The sequence below is a fragment of the Sorangium sp. So ce590 genome, from assembly GCF_051521365.1.
Classification (GTDB): Bacteria; Myxococcota_A; Polyangia; order Polyangiales; family Polyangiaceae; genus Sorangium.
This window is the reverse complement of the sequence record NZ_CP150346.1, coordinates 5,845,944-5,862,407: the sequence shown is the minus strand read 5'-3', so window position 1 is coordinate 5,862,407 and position 16,464 is coordinate 5,845,944. Positions and strand designations below refer to the sequence as shown.

The 16,464-nt window shown below is 74.9% G+C and carries 11 protein-coding genes; 4 read left to right on the top strand and 7 right to left on the bottom strand.

From position 1 onward, the window contains the following. Nucleotides 1-29: 29 nt before the first annotated feature. Entirely contained in the window at nucleotides 30-758 is a 729-nt protein-coding gene (gene pgl / locus WMF28_RS21775; RefSeq protein ID WP_437604182.1) for a 6-phosphogluconolactonase, read from the top strand. A gap of 30 nt (nucleotides 759-788) precedes the next feature. Here pgl and WMF28_RS21770 read toward each other — a convergent pair whose 3' ends face one another. Continuing rightward, nucleotides 789-1,889, bottom strand: a complete 1,101-nt coding sequence (locus WMF28_RS21770; RefSeq protein WP_437604181.1) for a glucokinase — start codon at nucleotides 1,887-1,889, stop codon at nucleotides 789-791. 143 nt (nucleotides 1,890-2,032) lie between these two features. On the opposite strand from WMF28_RS21770, the gene WMF28_RS21765 reads away from it, so the two are divergent. Genes WMF28_RS21765 through WMF28_RS21755 form a run of 3 tightly spaced genes read left to right on the top strand, consistent with a single transcriptional unit; the run spans nucleotide 2,033 to nucleotide 6,902 of the window. Then, nucleotides 2,033-4,126, top strand: coding sequence for a mechanosensitive ion channel domain-containing protein (locus WMF28_RS21765; RefSeq protein ID WP_437604180.1), 2,094 nt, complete (start codon nucleotides 2,033-2,035; stop codon nucleotides 4,124-4,126). Continuing rightward, complete coding sequence (locus WMF28_RS21760; protein WP_437604179.1) at nucleotides 4,123-5,427, top strand: cation:proton antiporter; 1,305 nt, start codon at nucleotides 4,123-4,125, stop codon at nucleotides 5,425-5,427. The genes WMF28_RS21765 and WMF28_RS21760 overlap by 4 nt, the downstream gene beginning before the upstream one ends. 11 nt (nucleotides 5,428-5,438) lie before the next feature. Continuing rightward, complete coding sequence (locus WMF28_RS21755) at nucleotides 5,439-6,902, top strand: cation:proton antiporter (RefSeq protein ID WP_437604178.1); 1,464 nt, start codon at nucleotides 5,439-5,441, stop codon at nucleotides 6,900-6,902. A gap of 12 nt (nucleotides 6,903-6,914) precedes the next feature. Here WMF28_RS21755 and WMF28_RS21750 read toward each other — a convergent pair whose 3' ends face one another. From WMF28_RS21750 to WMF28_RS21725, 6 genes are all read right to left on the bottom strand, one after another. Continuing rightward, complete coding sequence (locus WMF28_RS21750) at nucleotides 6,915-7,535, bottom strand: hypothetical protein (protein WP_437604177.1); 621 nt, start codon at nucleotides 7,533-7,535, stop codon at nucleotides 6,915-6,917. Between the two features lie 93 nt (nucleotides 7,536-7,628). After that, entirely contained in the window at nucleotides 7,629-8,858 is a 1,230-nt protein-coding gene (gene mltG, locus WMF28_RS21745; protein WP_437604176.1) for an endolytic transglycosylase MltG, read from the bottom strand. Between the two features lie 162 nt (nucleotides 8,859-9,020). Beyond that, nucleotides 9,021-10,562, bottom strand: coding sequence for a vWA domain-containing protein (locus WMF28_RS21740; protein ID WP_437604175.1), 1,542 nt, complete (start codon nucleotides 10,560-10,562; stop codon nucleotides 9,021-9,023). Between the two features lie 53 nt (nucleotides 10,563-10,615). Beyond that, nucleotides 10,616-13,021 (bottom strand): NAD(P)-binding domain-containing protein, encoded by a 2,406-nt coding sequence (locus WMF28_RS21735; protein WP_437604174.1) that lies wholly within the window; start codon nucleotides 13,019-13,021, stop codon nucleotides 10,616-10,618. Continuing rightward, on the bottom strand, nucleotides 13,005-14,732 hold the full coding sequence (locus WMF28_RS21730; protein WP_437604173.1) for a DUF4215 domain-containing protein: 1,728 nt from the start codon (nucleotides 14,730-14,732) through the stop codon (nucleotides 13,005-13,007). The genes WMF28_RS21735 and WMF28_RS21730 overlap by 17 nt, the downstream gene beginning before the upstream one ends. Next, nucleotides 14,714-16,423, bottom strand: a complete 1,710-nt coding sequence (locus WMF28_RS21725; protein WP_437604172.1) for a vWA domain-containing protein — start codon at nucleotides 16,421-16,423, stop codon at nucleotides 14,714-14,716. Before WMF28_RS21725 ends, WMF28_RS21730 begins: the two co-directional genes overlap by 19 nt. Nucleotides 16,424-16,464 lie beyond the last annotated feature (41 nt).

The window sequence follows — 16,464 nt, the reverse complement described above, 5'->3', positions numbered from 1 at the left end:
CCGGAGCAGAGGTAGAGAGGAGGACCGAGATGAACGGTGGTGGTGAGGAGACATGCGTCGCGGCGGACGCGGCGGAGCTCGCGCGCCTCGGGGCGGAGCTCATGGCGCGCGCGATCTCGGCGGCGATCGAGGCGCGCGGCGTCGCGCGGATCGCGCTGTCGGGCGGGAGCACGCCGTCGGAGGCGTACCAGCGGCTCGCGGCGCTGTCGCTCCCGTGGGCGCAGACCGAGTGGTTCTGGGTGGATGAGCGCGCGGTCGCGCCCGACCATCCCCGCTCGAACTACGGCGCCGCGCGCCGGGATCTCGCGGCGGCGCGCATCCCGGAGGAGCGCTTCTTCCGGATGGAGGGGGAGGCGCCCGATCTCGCCGGGGCCGCGGCGCGCTACGAGCAGCTCCTGCGCGCGCGCTTCGGGGTCGCGTCGGCGGTGGCGTTCGACCTGATGACGCTGGGGATCGGCGACGACGCGCACACGGCGTCGCTCTTCCCCGGGACGGGCGCGGTCGGCATCGAGGATCGCCTGGTGGCCGCGATCCCGGCCCAGCCGGACAAGGGGCTCGAGCCGCGGCTCACGCTGACGTCCCCGGTGATCCGGGAGGCGCGGCTCAAGCTGCTCCTCGCCCGCGGGGCGAGCAAGCGCGCGGTCCTGGAGCAGGCGAAGCGGACGGGGCCGGCCGACGAGGTGCCGGCGCGCGTCGTGCGCGGCGGGGCCGGACAGCTCGTCTGGCTGCTCGACGCGGCGGCGGCGTCGGCCGGGTAGGGAGCGCCCGGGCTAGCCCTGCGCTTGCGCTCAGGGCTTCCTGGACGACGCGCCGCGCCGGGGCGCCTCGTCGGCCGGCGCGGCGAGCTCCTTCGCGAACGTTAGCGCGCCCCGGACGCCGACGAGGGGATCGGTGACCACCGCGACGGGCACCCCCTCGAGGAGCGGCGCGAGGCGGCCCTTCTTCAGGAAGGACTTCATGAACAGCTCGCGCCGGGCGGTGACGAGGTTCCTCGCGATGTTGCCGAGGACGAAGACCCCGCCGAGCGCGAGCTCGCGCAGGGCGAGGTTGCCCGCCTCGGCGCCGTAGATCTCGACGAACAGGTCGACCGCGCGCGCGGCGGGCCGGAACGCGCGCGCGAGCCCGAGCTCGGAGATCGCCGCGTTGCGATCGCCCTCGGCGAGGCGGCGCTCGATCGCGCGCGGCACGCGGGCGGCGCGGGCGGCGAAGAAGTCGAAGAGGGCGCCGAGCCCGTCGCCCGAGAGGACCCGCTCGTAGCTCACGTGATCCGGGTGCCGCTCGGCGAGGAACTGCCACACCTCGGTCTCGAGGGCGGAGCGCGGGGCGAAGTCGGCGTGACCTCCCTCGGTCGGGAGCGTCAGGTGGCGGGCGCCGTCCCAGATGAGCCGGGCCTCGCCGAGCCCGGTGCCGGCGGCGATGACGGCCAGGTTGTTCCCCTTCGGCCGCGGCCGGTGCTCGGTGAGCGGCGTGATGGCGGCGCGGGGGATGTGCAGGCAGCCCCGGGCGCCGACAACGAGGTCGTTCACGAGCAGGACGCGCGCGATCTTGAGCCGGCGCGACAGCTCGCGCTCCGCGAGGCGCCAGGGCAGGTTCGTGACGGTGGCGGCGTGCTCCTTGATGGGGCCGGCGACGCCGAGCACGGCGACCGCGGGGTGGGGCGCGTCGCTGCGGACGAGGAAGGGGAGGGCGATCTCCTCGAAGCTCGCGTGCTCGCGGCTGCGGAAGACCGCCTCCGAGAGCGGCTTGCCGCCGGAGGCGTCGTAGAGCGCGAGCCGGGTGTTCGTGCCTCCGATGTCGCCGACGAGCAGCGACGGGGCCACGGATTTCTTGGTCCTTGCCACGCGGGCGCCCTGCCAGCGCCCTGCATCGGCGGCAAGGCGATCCGTCATCGGGCGAGCGCGGCCGAGGCGATCGTCTCGAGCGGCCCTCGGGCCTCGAGCGATCGCGCCGGCGCCGGCGCCCCGTGGTTCACGAGGCCCTTCGTCGATGTCCCGCCTTGACCGGCGCCCCGCCTACGGTTGAGAGTGCCGACGTGCAGCGGCTGTTCCCCGCGCTCCTGGTCGCGCTTGCCGGCCTCGTCTCTCCCGCCGGCCCAGCGTTTGCCGAGGCGGCGCCGGGCGCGCTCGCGCAGCTCTCGCCGTCGCCGCTCGCGCAGGGCGCGCCCGCGCCGCCGTCGCAGCAGCGCGCGTCGCCGCCTCCGCCGCAGCGCGCGCCGGTCGTCTCCGCGTCGCCATCCGCCACGCAGGTCGCACCGCGATCCGGGCAGGTCACGCCGGCGCTGCCTGCGCCGGCCAGCTCCGCGCCGTCGGCGCCGCCCGCGCCAGCGTCCGCGTCGGCGCCTGGGCAGGCCGCGTCGGCGCCGCCCGCGCCGGTCACCTCCGCGCCGCCGGCGCCGCTCGCGCCCGCTCAGGTCGCCTCCACGCCGGCGCCGCTCGCGCCCGCGCTGGAGTCCGCGGAGGTTGCGTCGGCGGCGCCGCTCGCGTCCGCGCCGCCGCCCGTGCCGCCGCCGCTCGTGCACGTCGCGCCGTCGCCTGTGCCGGCCCCGTCGCCGGTCGCGCAGGTCGTGCTGGCGCCCGCGCGGCCGGCGCGGCCCGTGCCCGCGCCCGCGCCGGCAGCTTCGAGCGCTGACCCGGGCGAGCCGCCCGCTCCCGACCCCCAGCCTCCGCCGCCTGCGGCCGAGCAGCCCGAGGCGCGCGTCGAGCTGCTCGGCCGCACGGTGTTCGCCGTCCGTGTGCACCGGGGCAGCCTCTCTCCCCCGGAGCGCGCCCGCGAGGCGGCGAAGGTGCTGGAGCGCGCCGCCCAGGAGAAGCAGGTCCCCGAGGTCCGCGTCGACGAGCGGGCGGGCGTGGCGATCGTCTACGTCGGCGAGAGCCCGCTCATCCACCTCGGGCCCGAGGACGCCGTCGCGGCGGGCAACGCCACGGTCTCCGTCCACGCCGCCGCGGTCGCCGCCACGGTGCGCGACGTCCTCGCCAAGGAGCAGAGCCGGAGCCGCCTCGCGACGAGCGTGTTCTCGTTCTCGCTGCTCGTCTTCTCGGGGCTGATCGCGCTGCTCCTGCTCCGCAAGGTCGGCGAGCTCGTCGAGCGGTCGCGCGCCTGGGTCGCCGAGCATCCGGAGCGGCTCCCGGCGCTGCACGTCCGCGGCATCGAGATGCTCCGGCCCGCCGCGTCCCAGGGCGCGCTCTCGGTCGCGCTCGGCGCCGCCGGCATCCTCGTCCGGCTGGGCATCGCCTACATCTGGATCCTCTTCACGCTCTCCCTGTTCGAGTCCACGCGCAACTACAGCCAGAAGCTCACCGGCTTCGTGCTCGCGCCGATGTCGGATCTCATGGGGCGCATCGCGCGGAGCGTCCCCGTGCTCGTGCTCGCGATCCTCGCGACGCTCGCGGTCATCGTCGTCATCCGCTTCGTGGGGCTGTTCTTCGGGAGCGTCAGCCGCGGCGAGACGTCGCTCGGGTGGCTCCCCTCCGATCTGGCGGTCGCGACCGGGGTCCTCGTCCGCTTCGGGATCCTCGTGGCCGCGCTGCTCCTCGCGGCGCCGCTCATCACCGGCACCGACGAGGGGCCGATCACGCGGGTCGGCTTCGTGGTGCTCGCGTCGGCCGGGCTCGCCGGCACGCCGCTCATCGCCTCGGCGGCCGTCGGCCTCTCGGTCATCTTCGGGCGGCGCCTGCGCGTCGGCGACGTCGCCGACGTGGGCGGCCGGTCCGGGCGGGTCCGCGAGCTGACGCTGCTCGAGGCGCGCCTCGAGGACGAGGACGGGTGCGTCGTGCGCGTGCCCCACCTGCTCAGCCTGTTCCATCCGACGCGCGTCCGCGGCCGTCCGCCCCTCGTGACCCTCGAGATCAGCGTCGACCCCTCCGCCGATCTCGATCGGGTGCGGGAGCTGCTCCTGAAGACGGGCTCGGGCCTCGGCAGCCGCGCCCGCGCCGCGCTCGTCGCGATCGACGACGGGGGCGCGCACTTCCGGGCCACGATGGCCTGCGACGGCGACGACGTGCGCAGCCGCTGGCTCACCGCCGTGGCGCAGGCGCTGCTCGCCGCGGGCATCCGGCTCGGGCGCGCGCCTGTGCCCTCCGGCGCCGCGCCGCGCAGCGCGCCGCAGGACCGGGGCGCGGCCTCGTGAACGCCATCTGGCTGCTGATGGGGCTCCTCGTGCTGTCGTACCTCGGCAGCTCGCTCGTCAGCGGCCGCGTGCTGCGGGGCATCGGCCTCCCCTCGGGCGCCGAGTACGTGGTGCTCGGCTTCGTGCTCGGGCCCTCGGCGCTCGGGCTGCTCGAGCCCTCGTCGCTCGCCGCGTTCGAGCCCGTGGCGGGCGTCGCGCTCGGCTGGCTCGCGATGGTCGTCGGCCTCGATTTCGGCTTCGTCGGCAACCGCCGCGTCCGCCCGTCACGCATCGCGCTCTGCGTGCTGATGAGCCTCTTGACCGGCGGCGCGGTGGCCGCCGCGGTGTGGTTCGCGGCGGCCCGCGGCGCGCCGTCGCTGGAGCCCGGCGACCGGGGGCTGCTCGCGGCGGGCGTGGGCGCCGTCTCCGCCGAGACGACGCGGCACGCCGTGCTCTGGGTCACGCAGCGCTACAGCGCGAGCGGCAGGCTCTCGGACCTCATCGCCGACATCGCCGACTGCGACGACCTCGGGCCGCTGCTCATGATGGGCGGCGCGTTCGCGCTCGTCCCGCAGGCGACGGGCCACTGGCCGCTCCCGTTCTGGGGGTGGACGATCGTCACGGCGCTCATCGGCGTGGTGCTCGGGCTCATCGCGGTCGTGCTCCTCGGCAGCGATTTCCGCCTGATCCAGAGCTGGGGCGTGCTGCTCGGCACGTCGCTGCTGACGATCGGCACGAGCGCCCGGGTCGGCCTGTCGCCGCTCTTCGCGACGTTCGCGATGGGCGTGACGATCGCCGCGATCTCCCGGCACCGCGAGGAGATCGTCGCGATGGTCGCGCCGACCGAGCGGCCGGTCATCCTGCCGGCGCTGCTGCTCGCGGGCGCGCACGTGAACCCGAAGGCGGCGCCGTTCCTGCCCTGGATCGTGGGGATTGCGCTCGCGGCGCGGGTCGCTGGAAAGCTCGGGACGGGCCTCGCCTTCCGGGTCATGTCGCCGGACGCCCGCGGCACGTCGCCGTGGCTCGGCCTGGGGCTGCTCTCGTCCGGCGCGGTGGCCATCAGCGTCGGCCTCGCCTTCGCGCTGCGCTTTCCGGGCCCGGTCGGGCACACGGTCCTCTTCGCCGCGGCGGCCGCGGCCGTGTTCGGCGAGCTCGTCGGGCCGCAGGCGCTGCGCGCCACGCTCCGCAAGGCCGGCGAGCTCGCCGCGCCCGAGCGGGAGTCGCTCTTCTTCGGCCGCGGGCTGGCCCGCGCCGCGCGTGACGCCCCGCCGGGCGACGGGGATGCCTCGCCGTCGTCCGCGGCCAGGCGGGGGGAGGGCTAGGAGGTGTCACCGTGAGCGCTGCAGCACTTCCTGACGCTGGGCCCGTTTCGCCCGCCGGGCCTGCCGCGCCCGCTGGGCCTGCCGGGCCCGCCGAGCCACAAGGCGCGCCTGCGGCCCGCCATCATGGGTCGGCCCCCAAGGGGCCGCTGAACCACCTCACGCACGCGGTCGCGCTGGTGATCCTGTTCGGGGTGCTCTACGCGACGACGCGCGCGGTCCCCCACGACCAGGGGCTGGCGGGCACCATCGCCTCGATCGGCTTCCTCCTGCTCGCCGGCACGCTCGCGAGCGAGCTCGTCGAGCCGCTCGGCCTGCCGCACCTCTCGGGCTACATCCTCGCGGGCGTCATCGCGGGGCCGCACGTCCTCAAGCTCGTCGATCACCACGCCGTCGAGGAGATCTCCCGGGTCAACACGCTGGCGCTGGCGCTCATCGCGCTCGCCGGCGGGGCCGAGCTCCGGATCGAGATCGTCAAGAAGAGCCTGAAGAGCCTCCTCTTGCACAACGTCGTCCAGACCGTCCTCGTCTTCGTGGCGATGACCGGCGTCTTCTACGCCGCGCGCTCGCTCGTCCCGTTCGCCGCCGAGCTCTCGACGACCGCGGCGCTCGGCGTGGCGATCCTCTGGGGCGTGATCTCGGTCACCCGCAGCCCTTCGGCCGTGCTCGGCATCCTCTCGCAGACGCGGGCGACGGGGCCTGTCGCGATGAACACGCTCGCTTTCGTGATGACGTCGGACATCGTCGTCATCGTCGTGACGGCGATCGCGCTCTCCACGGTGCGGCCGCTCATCGAGCCGGGCACGACGATGTCCATGCACGAGATCGAGCTGCTCGGCCGCGAGATCCTCGGGAGCATCTCGATCGGCACGACCCTCGGGCTCGCGCTCGCGGCCTACATGCGGCTCATCGGCCGGCAGCTCATCCTTGTGTTCGTGGCGCTCGGCTTCGGCGCCACCGAGGTGCTGCGGTACCTCCGCTTCGACGCGCTGCTCGTGTTCGTGGTCGCCGGGTTCGTCGTCGCGAACCTGTCGAAGCAGGGCGAGAAGCTGGTGCACGCCGTCGAGGACGCCGCGAGCGTGGTGTTCGTGCTGTTCTTCGCGACCGCGGGCGCGCACCTCGACTTGCCGTTGCTCCGGCTGATGTGGCCTGTCGCGCTGCTCTTCGGCGTGTCGCGCGCCCTCGTGACCTTCGTCGCGAGCCGGATCGGCAACCGGCTCGCGGACGACCCGCCGGTGCTCCGGAAGTGGGCCTGGTGCGGGCTGGTCTCGCAGGCCGGGCTCACGCTGGGCATCAGCCTGACGATCGAGCGCGCGTTCCCGAGCCTGGGCGCCGGCTTCCGCGCGCTCGTCGTCGGGTGCGTGGCGCTGAACGAGGTGGTCGGTCCGATCCTCTTCAAGTACGCGCTCGACCGCGCCGGCGAGACGGCCGTCGAGGCCTCGCGCGGGTCGCTGCCGAACATCGGGCGCCACGGGTGATCTGCGGCCGGCTCACGGGGTGAACCGGAGCGAGTAGCTCACCACGGTGGGGCCTTTCCTCGGCTTGAGGAAGTCGATCCGCTCGAAGACGCCGACGACGCACGCCGTGAACGCCTCGCCCTTGAGCGCCGTCCGCGGCTTGCGCACCTCGGCCTTGCCGCCGTCCTTCTCGATGCGCAGGTCGATCCCGAAGTCGCCGGCCTTCGCCGGGTCCTCCGCGAGCGCGAAGCAGCGGCGGAAGTCGTCGAAGTGAGGGGCGACCGAGCGCTTGATCGGCTCCTTGGTGAAGTCGTCGTGCGGCCCGCCGCCGATGTGCATGCCGATGTTCGCGACCTTCACGTTCGGGAGCGGCGCGGCGTCGGCCGGGGCCGTCGGGTCGGCCGCGGCGCTGGCGGTGGGGGCGGCGGGCGCGGCGGAGGCTGCGGCGCTCGCCGCGGGAGCTGCGCTCGCGGCTGCGGAGGGCGGCGACGGCGCGGCGCTCGGGGGCGCGGATTGCGTCGCCGCAGTCGGGGGCGCGACGCTGCGGTCGGTGCGCTCGCTCGGGGGCGTGGTGCGGGGCGAGCAGCCTGCTGCCGCGGCGGCGAAGGCGAGGGGAGCAGAGAGCGCGAGGAGGAGCGGGGCGGGGCGGCGCATGATGGCGCGCGAATCTACTGCGGCTCGCGGCGATCCAGGAAGCGCGGACGGCGCGGTGCGCCTCGGCGCCTTTGCGTTTTTTCTGTTCTCTCTCTACTGCCCCGTCGCGTCCCGCCGCTTCCGCACCGCGTTGTTGTGCTCGTCCAGGCTCTCGCTGAACCTGTGGCGACCCCCGCCGGCCGCCACGAAGTAGAGGTACTTCGTCGCCGCCGGCGCGAGCACGGCCGCGATCGACGGCGCCCCCGGGTTGGCGATCGGCCCGGGCGGCAGCCCCGCGTGCGCGTAGGTGCTGTAGCGGTTCCTCGGGTCGCGCACCACGGCGGGCGTGGGCTTGCCGCCCCACTCGGCGCACGACGGCGCCTGCTCGGGCCACGCGACGCAGCCGTAGAGCGCCGTCGCGTCGGACTGGAGCCGCCGCGAGCGGAACGTCGGATCCAGGAGCCGGTTCAGGAACACGCTCGCGATGAGCGGCCGCTCCTCCGCGACGACCGCCTCCTTCTCGACGATGGAGGCGAGCGTCAGCACCTCGCGGCGACCCCAGCCGAGCGTCGCCTGGAGCGCGGCGAGCCCGTCTTTGCTCTCGCCCACGAGCGCGTTCCAGCGCCGGTCGGACTCGGCGACGAGGCGCTTCGCGACCTCGCGCGCGTCGGTGTCCAGCGCGAGCTCGTACGTCGCCGGAAAGAGGTACCCCTCCGCGCTCTCGGCCCCCACGGCGCCGCCGTTCTCGATGCCGAGCGCGTCCAGGAACGCGCCGTCCGCGGTCGCGGCGAGGAACGTCTTCCTGCCGGCGACGTGCAGCTTCTCCAGCCGGGCCGCGACGTCGAAGCGGTTCCAGCCCTCGGGGATCGTGACCTTCGCCGTGGGGCGCCCCTCCGCGCGCGTGAGCAGCTGCCGCAGCTCCCGCGGCGTCGCGCCCTCGAAGAGCAGGTGCGGGCCCGGCACGAACCCCTCGGTGCCGCCCGTGGCGCCGAGGTAGAGCGCCATCGCGCGCTCGCTCTCCACGAGCCCCTCGGCCCAGAGGAGCGAGGCCGCCTCGCCCGCGTCGAGCCCCTCCGGCCAGTTGATCTCCACGACGCGCCCCCGGTCCGGGGTCCTCATGCGCCCGAAGCCGATCACCAGCGCGAGCAGCGCCGCGCCCGCCGCCGCGAGCGCGCCCGCGAACCCGAGGAGCAGCGCCCGCCCGCGCTTCGGCCAGGGCCGCGCCGGGCGCCGCGACGCGGGCGCGCGCTGCCCCGCGCCGCGCGCGCGCCGCGCAGGGGTGGTCTTCCGGTTCGACGGCGAGGGCTCGCGCGGGGGCGAGCCCTGCGCGCCGTCGCCACCCATCCGTCGGTTTCCCGGCCGGCTCGGCCTAGATCGAACGCCCACCGCCGGGAGTCAAAACCCGAAAGCCCGACCCGCGTCAACGCCCGGGCCGCGGCGCGCGCGCGGCTGGCCGGCGCCGGCGTTCGCCGCGCCGCCGCCGCCCGCGCCGCGTCGCGCCGCGCGTCAGCGGGCGAGATCGAAGGCGTCCGCCTCGTTGCGGCGGACGGCGGCCTTGCCCTCGCGGGACTTCGCCGGGGCCGGCCGCGCCGCCGGGGCCTGCGCGAAGCCGCCCGGCTTCGCGGGGGCGGCCGGCGGCGGCGTGGCGAAGCCCGTGTCGGCCCGCTCCAGCGCGGCGAGCTGGCCCTCGAAATCGGACGCCACGTCCTTCGCGCGGCTCGCCGGCGCGCTGCGCTTGGCCTTGTCGGCCGCGCTCCGCAGCGACCGCTGCTGCGCGTCGAGCTTGCTGCGCGCCTCGTCGAGCCGACCTTGCTCGAACAGGAAGTTGGCCTGCTTCAGCGTCGCCGCCGTCTCGCTGCGCTGCACGCGCCCCGCGACGAGCGCGTCGAGCTCGCTCGCGTCGGCGTCGCGGTCCGCGATCGCGACGCCGAGCTTGCCCTCGCACCGGGCGTCGGTCTTCGCGACGAGGTCCCGGTAAGCGAGGCCGACGTCGGCGATGGGAGACTCGCCGCGCCCGTCGCCGCCGAGGCCGTCGAGGCGCACCTTGAGCAGCACCGTCTTCACCTCGCCCGCCGCGAACGCGCCGAGCGGCACGATGACCTGGTCGCCGGCCCGCCGGAACGAGCGATCGAAGACCCGATCGAGCGTGACGCCGGGCGCGAGATCGATCGCGAGCTCCGCGCCGTTCGCGATGGTGGCGGTGAGCTGCTCCGCCTCCGCCTCGAAGATGCGCGCGAGCGCGGCGTCGTTCTCGACGAAGTAGTGCCGGCCGTTCGAGTCGAGCGCGATCGCCGACAGGATCTTCTCGTTGTAATCGACGTCGACCCCGATGGTCGTGATGCTCACGCCGCGATCGCGCGCCCGCTGGGCCATCGCGCGGAAGCCCGGGAGGTCGCGGACCCCGTGGTTCGTGTCGCCGTCGCTGAGGACGAGCATCCGGCTCACGCCGCCGCCCGTCTGCCCGAGCAGCGAGAGGCCCTCCTCGATGCCGCAGGAGATGCACGTGTCGCCGCCGAGCGAGATGCCGCGGACGCTCGCGAGGATGCGGCCGCGCGTGTCCGGCCCGACGGTCGTGGGCGGGACGACAACGGTCGTCCTCGTGTCGAAGGTGACCACCGACACGACGTCGCCGTCGTTCATGCGGCTCACGGCGGTCGTCGCCGCCTGGACGGCGTTGGCGAGGCGGGTGCCCTTCATCGAGCCGGAGCGATCGATGACCAGCGAGAGGCTCGCCTGCGCCTGCGTCTTCGTGGGCGACCCGTCGCTGCGGACCTCGAAGCTCAGGAACGTCTCCTGCGCCGAGCGGGGGAGGCGGGCGTGACCGACGCGCCCCTCCAGCATCAGCCTGGATCCGGCGGTGAAGCGGCTCGGGTCGACCGCGGCCACGGCGCCGCCCGCCACCTCCGGGACCACGCGGGGCGGCTCGGCGGTCACCTCGGTGGTCCCCTCCGTCGCGCCCCGGCCCCCGGACGGTGCGAGCGAGTAGACCGAGAGGCTCGTGAACATCATGCCGAGGGCGGAGAACAGGGCGACATGGGTCGGCTTCATGGCTCCTCCAGAGAACTGCCTGCGCCCCTCGATCTTACGCCCTCATGCCGGGCTCACGCCGGAGGGACCGCAGGCGTGAGCCCTTCTACGTCGTCGGGCCCGGAACGATCTGACGGCTCCACGGTCGGCCGGATCCCGGCGGCGCGGAGGGCGCTCCACGGCGGGATGCTCCCGATGAGGACGAGCACGGCGTCGCAGGGGTGCGCCAGCGCCCCCGACGGCGAGGCGAGGGTCGCCACGAGCGCGCCGCGCGGATCCCCGGCGAGCGCGGCGACGTCGGTCTCGAACCGGAGCGAGAGGCGGGACGTGGCCGCAAGTCGCCGTATCTCCTCGATATTTCGCGTCTTCCCGCGCCGGAACCCGCCGCCGCGGTAGACGACGGTGACCTCGGTGGCCGGCTGGCGGGACAGCGCGATGGCGGCCTCCATGGCGACGTCGCCGAGCCCGACGATCAGCACCCGGCTGCCGGCGAGGCTCCGCGCATCGGCGAGGTGGTAGTACACGCGCCCCTCCACCTCGGCGGACAGCGCGCACGGAAGGCGGCGCGGCGAGCCGCGCTGGCCGAGGGCGAGCAGCACGCGTCGCGCCCGGCGCTCGGTGCGCGGCCCGCCGTCGCGCGGCTCGGTGACGACGACGAAATCTGGCGCGGCCTCGCCGGCGGAGCGCGCGTCATGGCCGCCGAGGCGCGCGACCGACACCATCCGGGTATCTTGCAGGATGGGGAGCCGCTCCTTGCGCACGATGCGGAGCCAGTGGGAGAGGAGCTCCTCCTTTGTCGACTCCTTCAGCCACAGCTTCCCGGTCATGGGCAGGTCGAGCGGCTGATCGAAGACCAGCTTGCCGCGCGGAAAGCTCTGGATGCTCTGCGCCACGCTGCCCTGCTCGATCACCTCGAACGAGAGGCCGAGCTCCTTGGCGCGCAGCGCGGCGCTGATCCCGGCGGGCCCGGCGCCGACGATGATCAGATCGAGCCCCGGGCCGCGCGGGCCGGCCTGGCGCAGGTCCTCCGCGACGCGCGTCGCCGCGTGCGCGCCCTGGTGGATGGCGTTCTTGATGAGGGGGAGGCCGGTGACGTCGCCGGCGAGGTACAGGCCCGGCACGTCGAGGCTCCCGAGGTCGTCGCCGAGGCGCGGGCGATCGGCGATGGGCGCGCCGCCCTCGATGGTGAGCGACCCGTTGGGGCAGCGCTGCTCGCACAGGGTGAGGCCGCAGCACGCCTCGGGGCGGGCCACGACGGCGACGTACCGCTCGATGGCGAGCACGTCGTACGGGCACGCGTCGACGCACGCGTAGCAGCCGAGGCAGGTGGTCGTGTCGATGCGGGGAAGGCGCACGCGCGCCGCGGGGCGCAGCATCGCCTCGGCCGCGTCGGCGGCTTCGGGGCCGCGCGAAGGCCGCCGCGCGCGCCGCGCGTGGGCGCCGCGGGCGCCCGCGAACGCGAGGCCGGCCGCGGCGAGGCCGGCGCCCATCCAGAGCAGCGCGCGGCCGGGGGGCAGCGCGCGGCCGGGGGGAGCGTTCCCGTGGGGCGCCGCGCCCGTCACGACCGGCAAGGCCGCGGCGGCGTCGCGCGCCGCGTCCCACGCGAGGGCGCGGTCCTCGGTGTGCTGGCCGCTGCAGACGCCGCTGCTGCTGCTGCCGCGGCGGCCGCCGCTGCTGCCGGCGCGGACGATGGCGGCGTCCTCGGGGAGGGCGGGGCGGTGCTCGTCGAAGCAGGTGATCGGCCGGGCGTCGCCGAGCGGCGCCTGCGCCGCGACGAGGCAGCGCGCGATCGGGTCGCGCGGCGCGGCGAGGTCGTGGCACGGCGTGCAGCTCCCGGCGGTGACGATCGCGACGGTGGTCGGCTGGCTCGGGCGGAAGGCCGTTGGCGGGAGCTCCACCTCGGCGCCCGGCGCGAAGCGCACCGGCGGCCTCGTGGGGTCGAACACGACGCCCTGGTCTCCGCGGTGGATCGGGTGGCATGTGGCGCAGCCCAGCGCGCCGCTCGCGAGCAGCTGCGCGTGGCTCCTGCGGGTGGACCCGTGGTCGCCGTGGCACCCCGTGCAGGCCTGGTCCAGGCGCGCGCCCGCGGCCGCTTCGCGCGGCGCGGAGGGCGCCTGCTCGACGTGGCACGACGCGCACGCGAGCTGCGCGCGCGCGTGGGGCAGCGAGAGCGGCCCCGGCGCAGCATGCCCCCCCGGCGGCGGGAAGAGCAGCGCCGCCGCGCCGGTCGCGACGGCGCCGGCCAGCGTGGCCGGCAGCACGCCGCGGAAGCGGGTGACGTCGGAGGTCGACTCGGCGCGGCGCGCGGCGCGCCCGCGGACGACCTCCCGCGGCTGGGCGGCGCGCTGGCGCGGATCCGACAGGTCGGCGCGGTAGAGCGTCCTCGATGGGTCGGGCGAGCGCGCCGCCTCCCCGGCGGCGCCGCCGGACGGCGCCTCCGTACGGCTCCCCCGGCCGCCCGGGCTAGAGGATCGTGACATTCAGTCGATAGAAGAAGGTCGCGTCGGGGACGATCTCTGCGGCCCTGACCCTCACATGGTAGGTGCCCGCGGCCAGGCCGGTGACCAACGCGGAGGAGCAATAGCCGAGCCCCGAGTCTTCGTCCGATGCGAGCACGGCGGCCCCATTGTCGCCCAGGATCTCGATGTAGCTGTCGAGCTGCCCGGTCATGCACGTCCCGGTGCCATTGTCGCTGACGGTTGCGATCAGGGTCGAGCTCGGCCCGGGCACGCTCACGGCGACCACGTCGACGTCGCCTGCCGGAGAGATCTCCGCGAGCCACGGGGCGGCGTGGGCGCCGGCCTGCGCTGGCGTGTTGTTGGGCTCCACCTCGTCGAGCTCGAAGCGGCAGGCGGCGCTGCACCCGTCGCCGGCCGTCGTGTTGCCGTCGTCGCACTGCTCGCCCTCGGTCGCGACCCCGTCGCCGCAGACCTCGGGAACGAGCGTCACGATGAGCCGGTAGGGAGTCCCCTGGTCGGCGGCGACGTTCGCCGTGACGCGGACGTAGTAGTCGCCCGCCGGGAGCGCCGGCGCGACGGCGCGGGCGCAGTGGCCGACGCCCCCGAACTCGCGTCGCACGAGCAGCGCGCCGCTCTCGTCCAGGATTTCGACCGCGGTGTCGAGCCGGCCGTTGAGGCAGTCGGAGCTCGTAACGTCGGAGGTCTCCGCGATGAGCACCGTGGGGCCGCTCGGCACGGTGACGCGCACGACGTCCACGTCATCCGGCGGATCGATGGAGGCGAAGAACGGGACCGCGTGGGGGTTGGCCGAGGCGATGGCGTTGTTCGGCTCGACCTCCGTCACCTCGAGCCGGCAGTCGTCGGTGCACCCGTCGTCCGGCTGACCGACGAGGTTGTCGCACTCCTCGGCCGGATCCTGGATGCGGTCGCCGCAGACCGTCTCGCGGCTCCTCACGCCGAGCTCGAACGCGCCGGTCTGCCCCTCGTCCGCCGCGCCCGCGACGACCACATAGAACGCATCGCCCTCGCGGACGGGGACGGTGAGCCGGTTCTCGATGCCCGCGCCGGCGCTGATGCCGCCGCAATGGAGCTCCGTCGCGGCGTCGTCGCAGGCGCCGCGCAGCACGGCCATGAGCGCGGCGTCGGTCCCCGGGGTCAGCACCACGTCGAGGAACCCGGTGGTGGTCGCCGTGAACGTGTAGGCGACGCCCGGGAGCCCCGCCGTGCACCCGCCCTCGACGGCCGCGTGGCCGCTGATGTCGCCGGTGACGAACGCGGGATCCGGCAGCGCCACCGGGGCGGCGCACAGGTCCGCGCACGCCGCCGCGCACTCCGGATCGGCGCAGTCGGCGCTGCCGTCGCCGTCGTTGTCGCGGCCGTCCTGGCACCCCTCGACGCCAGCGCAGCCCGACGTGTCGACGGTGCACTCGGCGCTGCACCCGAGCTGGCCGCTCTCGAAGCCGAAGCTCTGGCACGTGGCGTTCCTGACATCGGGCCCGTCGCACGCCTCGTCCAGCTCGGCGGCGTCGTTGCCGCAGGCGCCGGGCGCGGCGCCGCCGCCGCCCTCGCCGCCGCCCCCGCCGCCGCCTTCACCGCCGGCGGCCCCCGTTCCGCCGGCGGGAGACGGCCTCGGCCGGTTGTCGTCGTCTTCGCCGCACGCCGCCGCGGCGATCGCCGCGGCGGAGAGCAGCGCGAAGGCCGTGATGCGGCGGCTCACTCGGAATCCGGACATGAATACGTGATCTCCCAGTCCTGCACCTGAACACCGCCTCCGCCCGTGCTCGTCGGGTTGAGCCTCATCTGGATCTCGAGGTACTCGGTCCGGGCGTCCGGGAGCTCTTCCAGCACGTCGAACAGATCGATCGCGCACGGCGGCGCCGAGCTCTCATCGCAGATCCGCGTGTCGGTCGGCGCCGCTTGCGCGGTGGCGGCGAGCCGCGCCGTCGCCCCGCTGAGATCGTCGGGATCGTCGGCCGATCGCACGAAGAACTCGACGCTCGAGTCGCCCGGCGTCGCCGTCCTGTACCTGAGATACCCCCACTGGGTCTTGGTCCCCGGCGGACAGACGCCGTGGTAACGCTCCCAGCTCGTGGTGATGGGCGTGAGGCTCGTGGTCACGCACGGGACCGTCGCGCGGACCTTCCCCGGGCTATCGCGGAGATCGGCGCACGTCTGCGGGCAGAGCTTGACGCTCGTGTTCGTCGCGTCGGCGAAGTACCAGCCGTTGCCGCAGCTGCCCAGCCCGGCCCGGGGAATGAGGACGGTCTCGGTGCCGGCGTTGTTCACGTGGACGACGGACACCGAGGCGGGATCCGCGACGCCGGCGAGGGGGACCGTCACGTCGCAGGGGAGCGCCTCTCCGCGGATCGAGACGAGCGCGTCGAGGAGGCTGCCTTGCAGCGTCGTGCCTGCGGTGAGGTTGTACGCCTGTCCGCCGCCGCGAGCGGCGATGAGGTTGATGATCTCGGCGTTCGAGTTGCCGAAGCCCACCGCGTGCACGCGGACGCCGTGGTTCTCGAAGGCTTTTCCCGCCAGGTCCCCGATGTGGTTCGGGACGGTATCGCAGTGCGACGGGATGCCGTCGGTCACGAACACGACCGCGACCTCCTCCTCGGGGTGGGCGTTCTTGTAGTTGATCGCCCAGGTCGTGGCGCCGTTGAGCGCCGGGAACATCGGCGTATCGCCGTCGGCCACCGGGAAATTAATGAACGCCTGCAGGAGCTTGAGCTCTTGCTGATCGCCCATCATCGCGGATTGCTCGGTCAACCTGTCGGCTGCGGCGCCGTTGAACGGGACGAGCGGCAGTGCACAGCCGCCGCCGTCGTCGACGGACGGGCAGCCGGGGTTGTCGTTGCAAGGGCCGGGGTTGTCGTGCGGCCAGAACCGGAACGCGACGCCGAGCCCCGCCGACGCCGGATCGCGGAAGAACTCCCTGAGGGCCTCGCGCGCCGGGTTCCATCGGGAGCCGCTCACGTCCTCTCCCGACGAGTTCTGCACCATCGAGGTGGATCGATCGAGCGCCACGAACAGGGTGGCCGGCCTGATCAGCGAGACGCTGGCCGTGGCGATGCAGCCCGGCGACTCGCACATGGCCGATTGATAGATGCTCCCGTTGTTGGCGCACTCGCACTCGGCGATCTGCCCTGGGCCCGGCGGGTTGACGATGAGCTCCATGCCGTCGGCGACGCCCGTGCAGCCGGCCACGCTGATGCACTCGCCCGGGGCGATCGGCTGCGCGGTCGTGCAGGCGGGGGTGCCGCCGCTCGGGCTGCAGGAGTCCAGCACCTGGCTCGGCGCCGAGGAAGGGAGCTGGCCCGCGCCCGCGGCGTAGCGGTGAATCGCGATGCCCGCGGGGGCCGGCGTGTTGCCGCGGTTGCAGACCGGGATCGTCCCGCCGCAGGGCACGCCGACCGTGAGATCCACGCCGGTGCATGCGGGGTTCGTCTGGTTCGGTAGGTAGGCCT

Excerpts from the sequence above, each read along its gene's own strand:
- WMF28_RS21735 (WP_437604174.1), bottom strand. The coding sequence starts at position 13,021 with ATGTCACGATCCTCTAGCCCGGGCGGCCGGGGGAGCCGTACGGAGGCG.
- mltG (WP_437604176.1), bottom strand. The coding sequence starts at position 8,858 with ATGGGTGGCGACGGCGCGCAGGGCTCGCCCCCGCGCGAGCCCTCGCCG.
- WMF28_RS21750 (WP_437604177.1), bottom strand. The coding sequence starts at position 7,535 with ATGCGCCGCCCCGCCCCGCTCCTCCTCGCGCTCTCTGCTCCCCTCGCC.
- WMF28_RS21730 (WP_437604173.1), bottom strand. The coding sequence starts at position 14,732 with ATGTCCGGATTCCGAGTGAGCCGCCGCATCACGGCCTTCGCGCTGCTC.
- WMF28_RS21770 (WP_437604181.1), bottom strand. The coding sequence starts at position 1,889 with ATGACGGATCGCCTTGCCGCCGATGCAGGGCGCTGGCAGGGCGCCCGC.
- WMF28_RS21740 (WP_437604175.1), bottom strand. The coding sequence starts at position 10,562 with ATGAAGCCGACCCATGTCGCCCTGTTCTCCGCCCTCGGCATGATGTTC.
- pgl (WP_437604182.1), top strand. The coding sequence starts at position 30 with ATGAACGGTGGTGGTGAGGAGACATGCGTCGCGGCGGACGCGGCGGAG.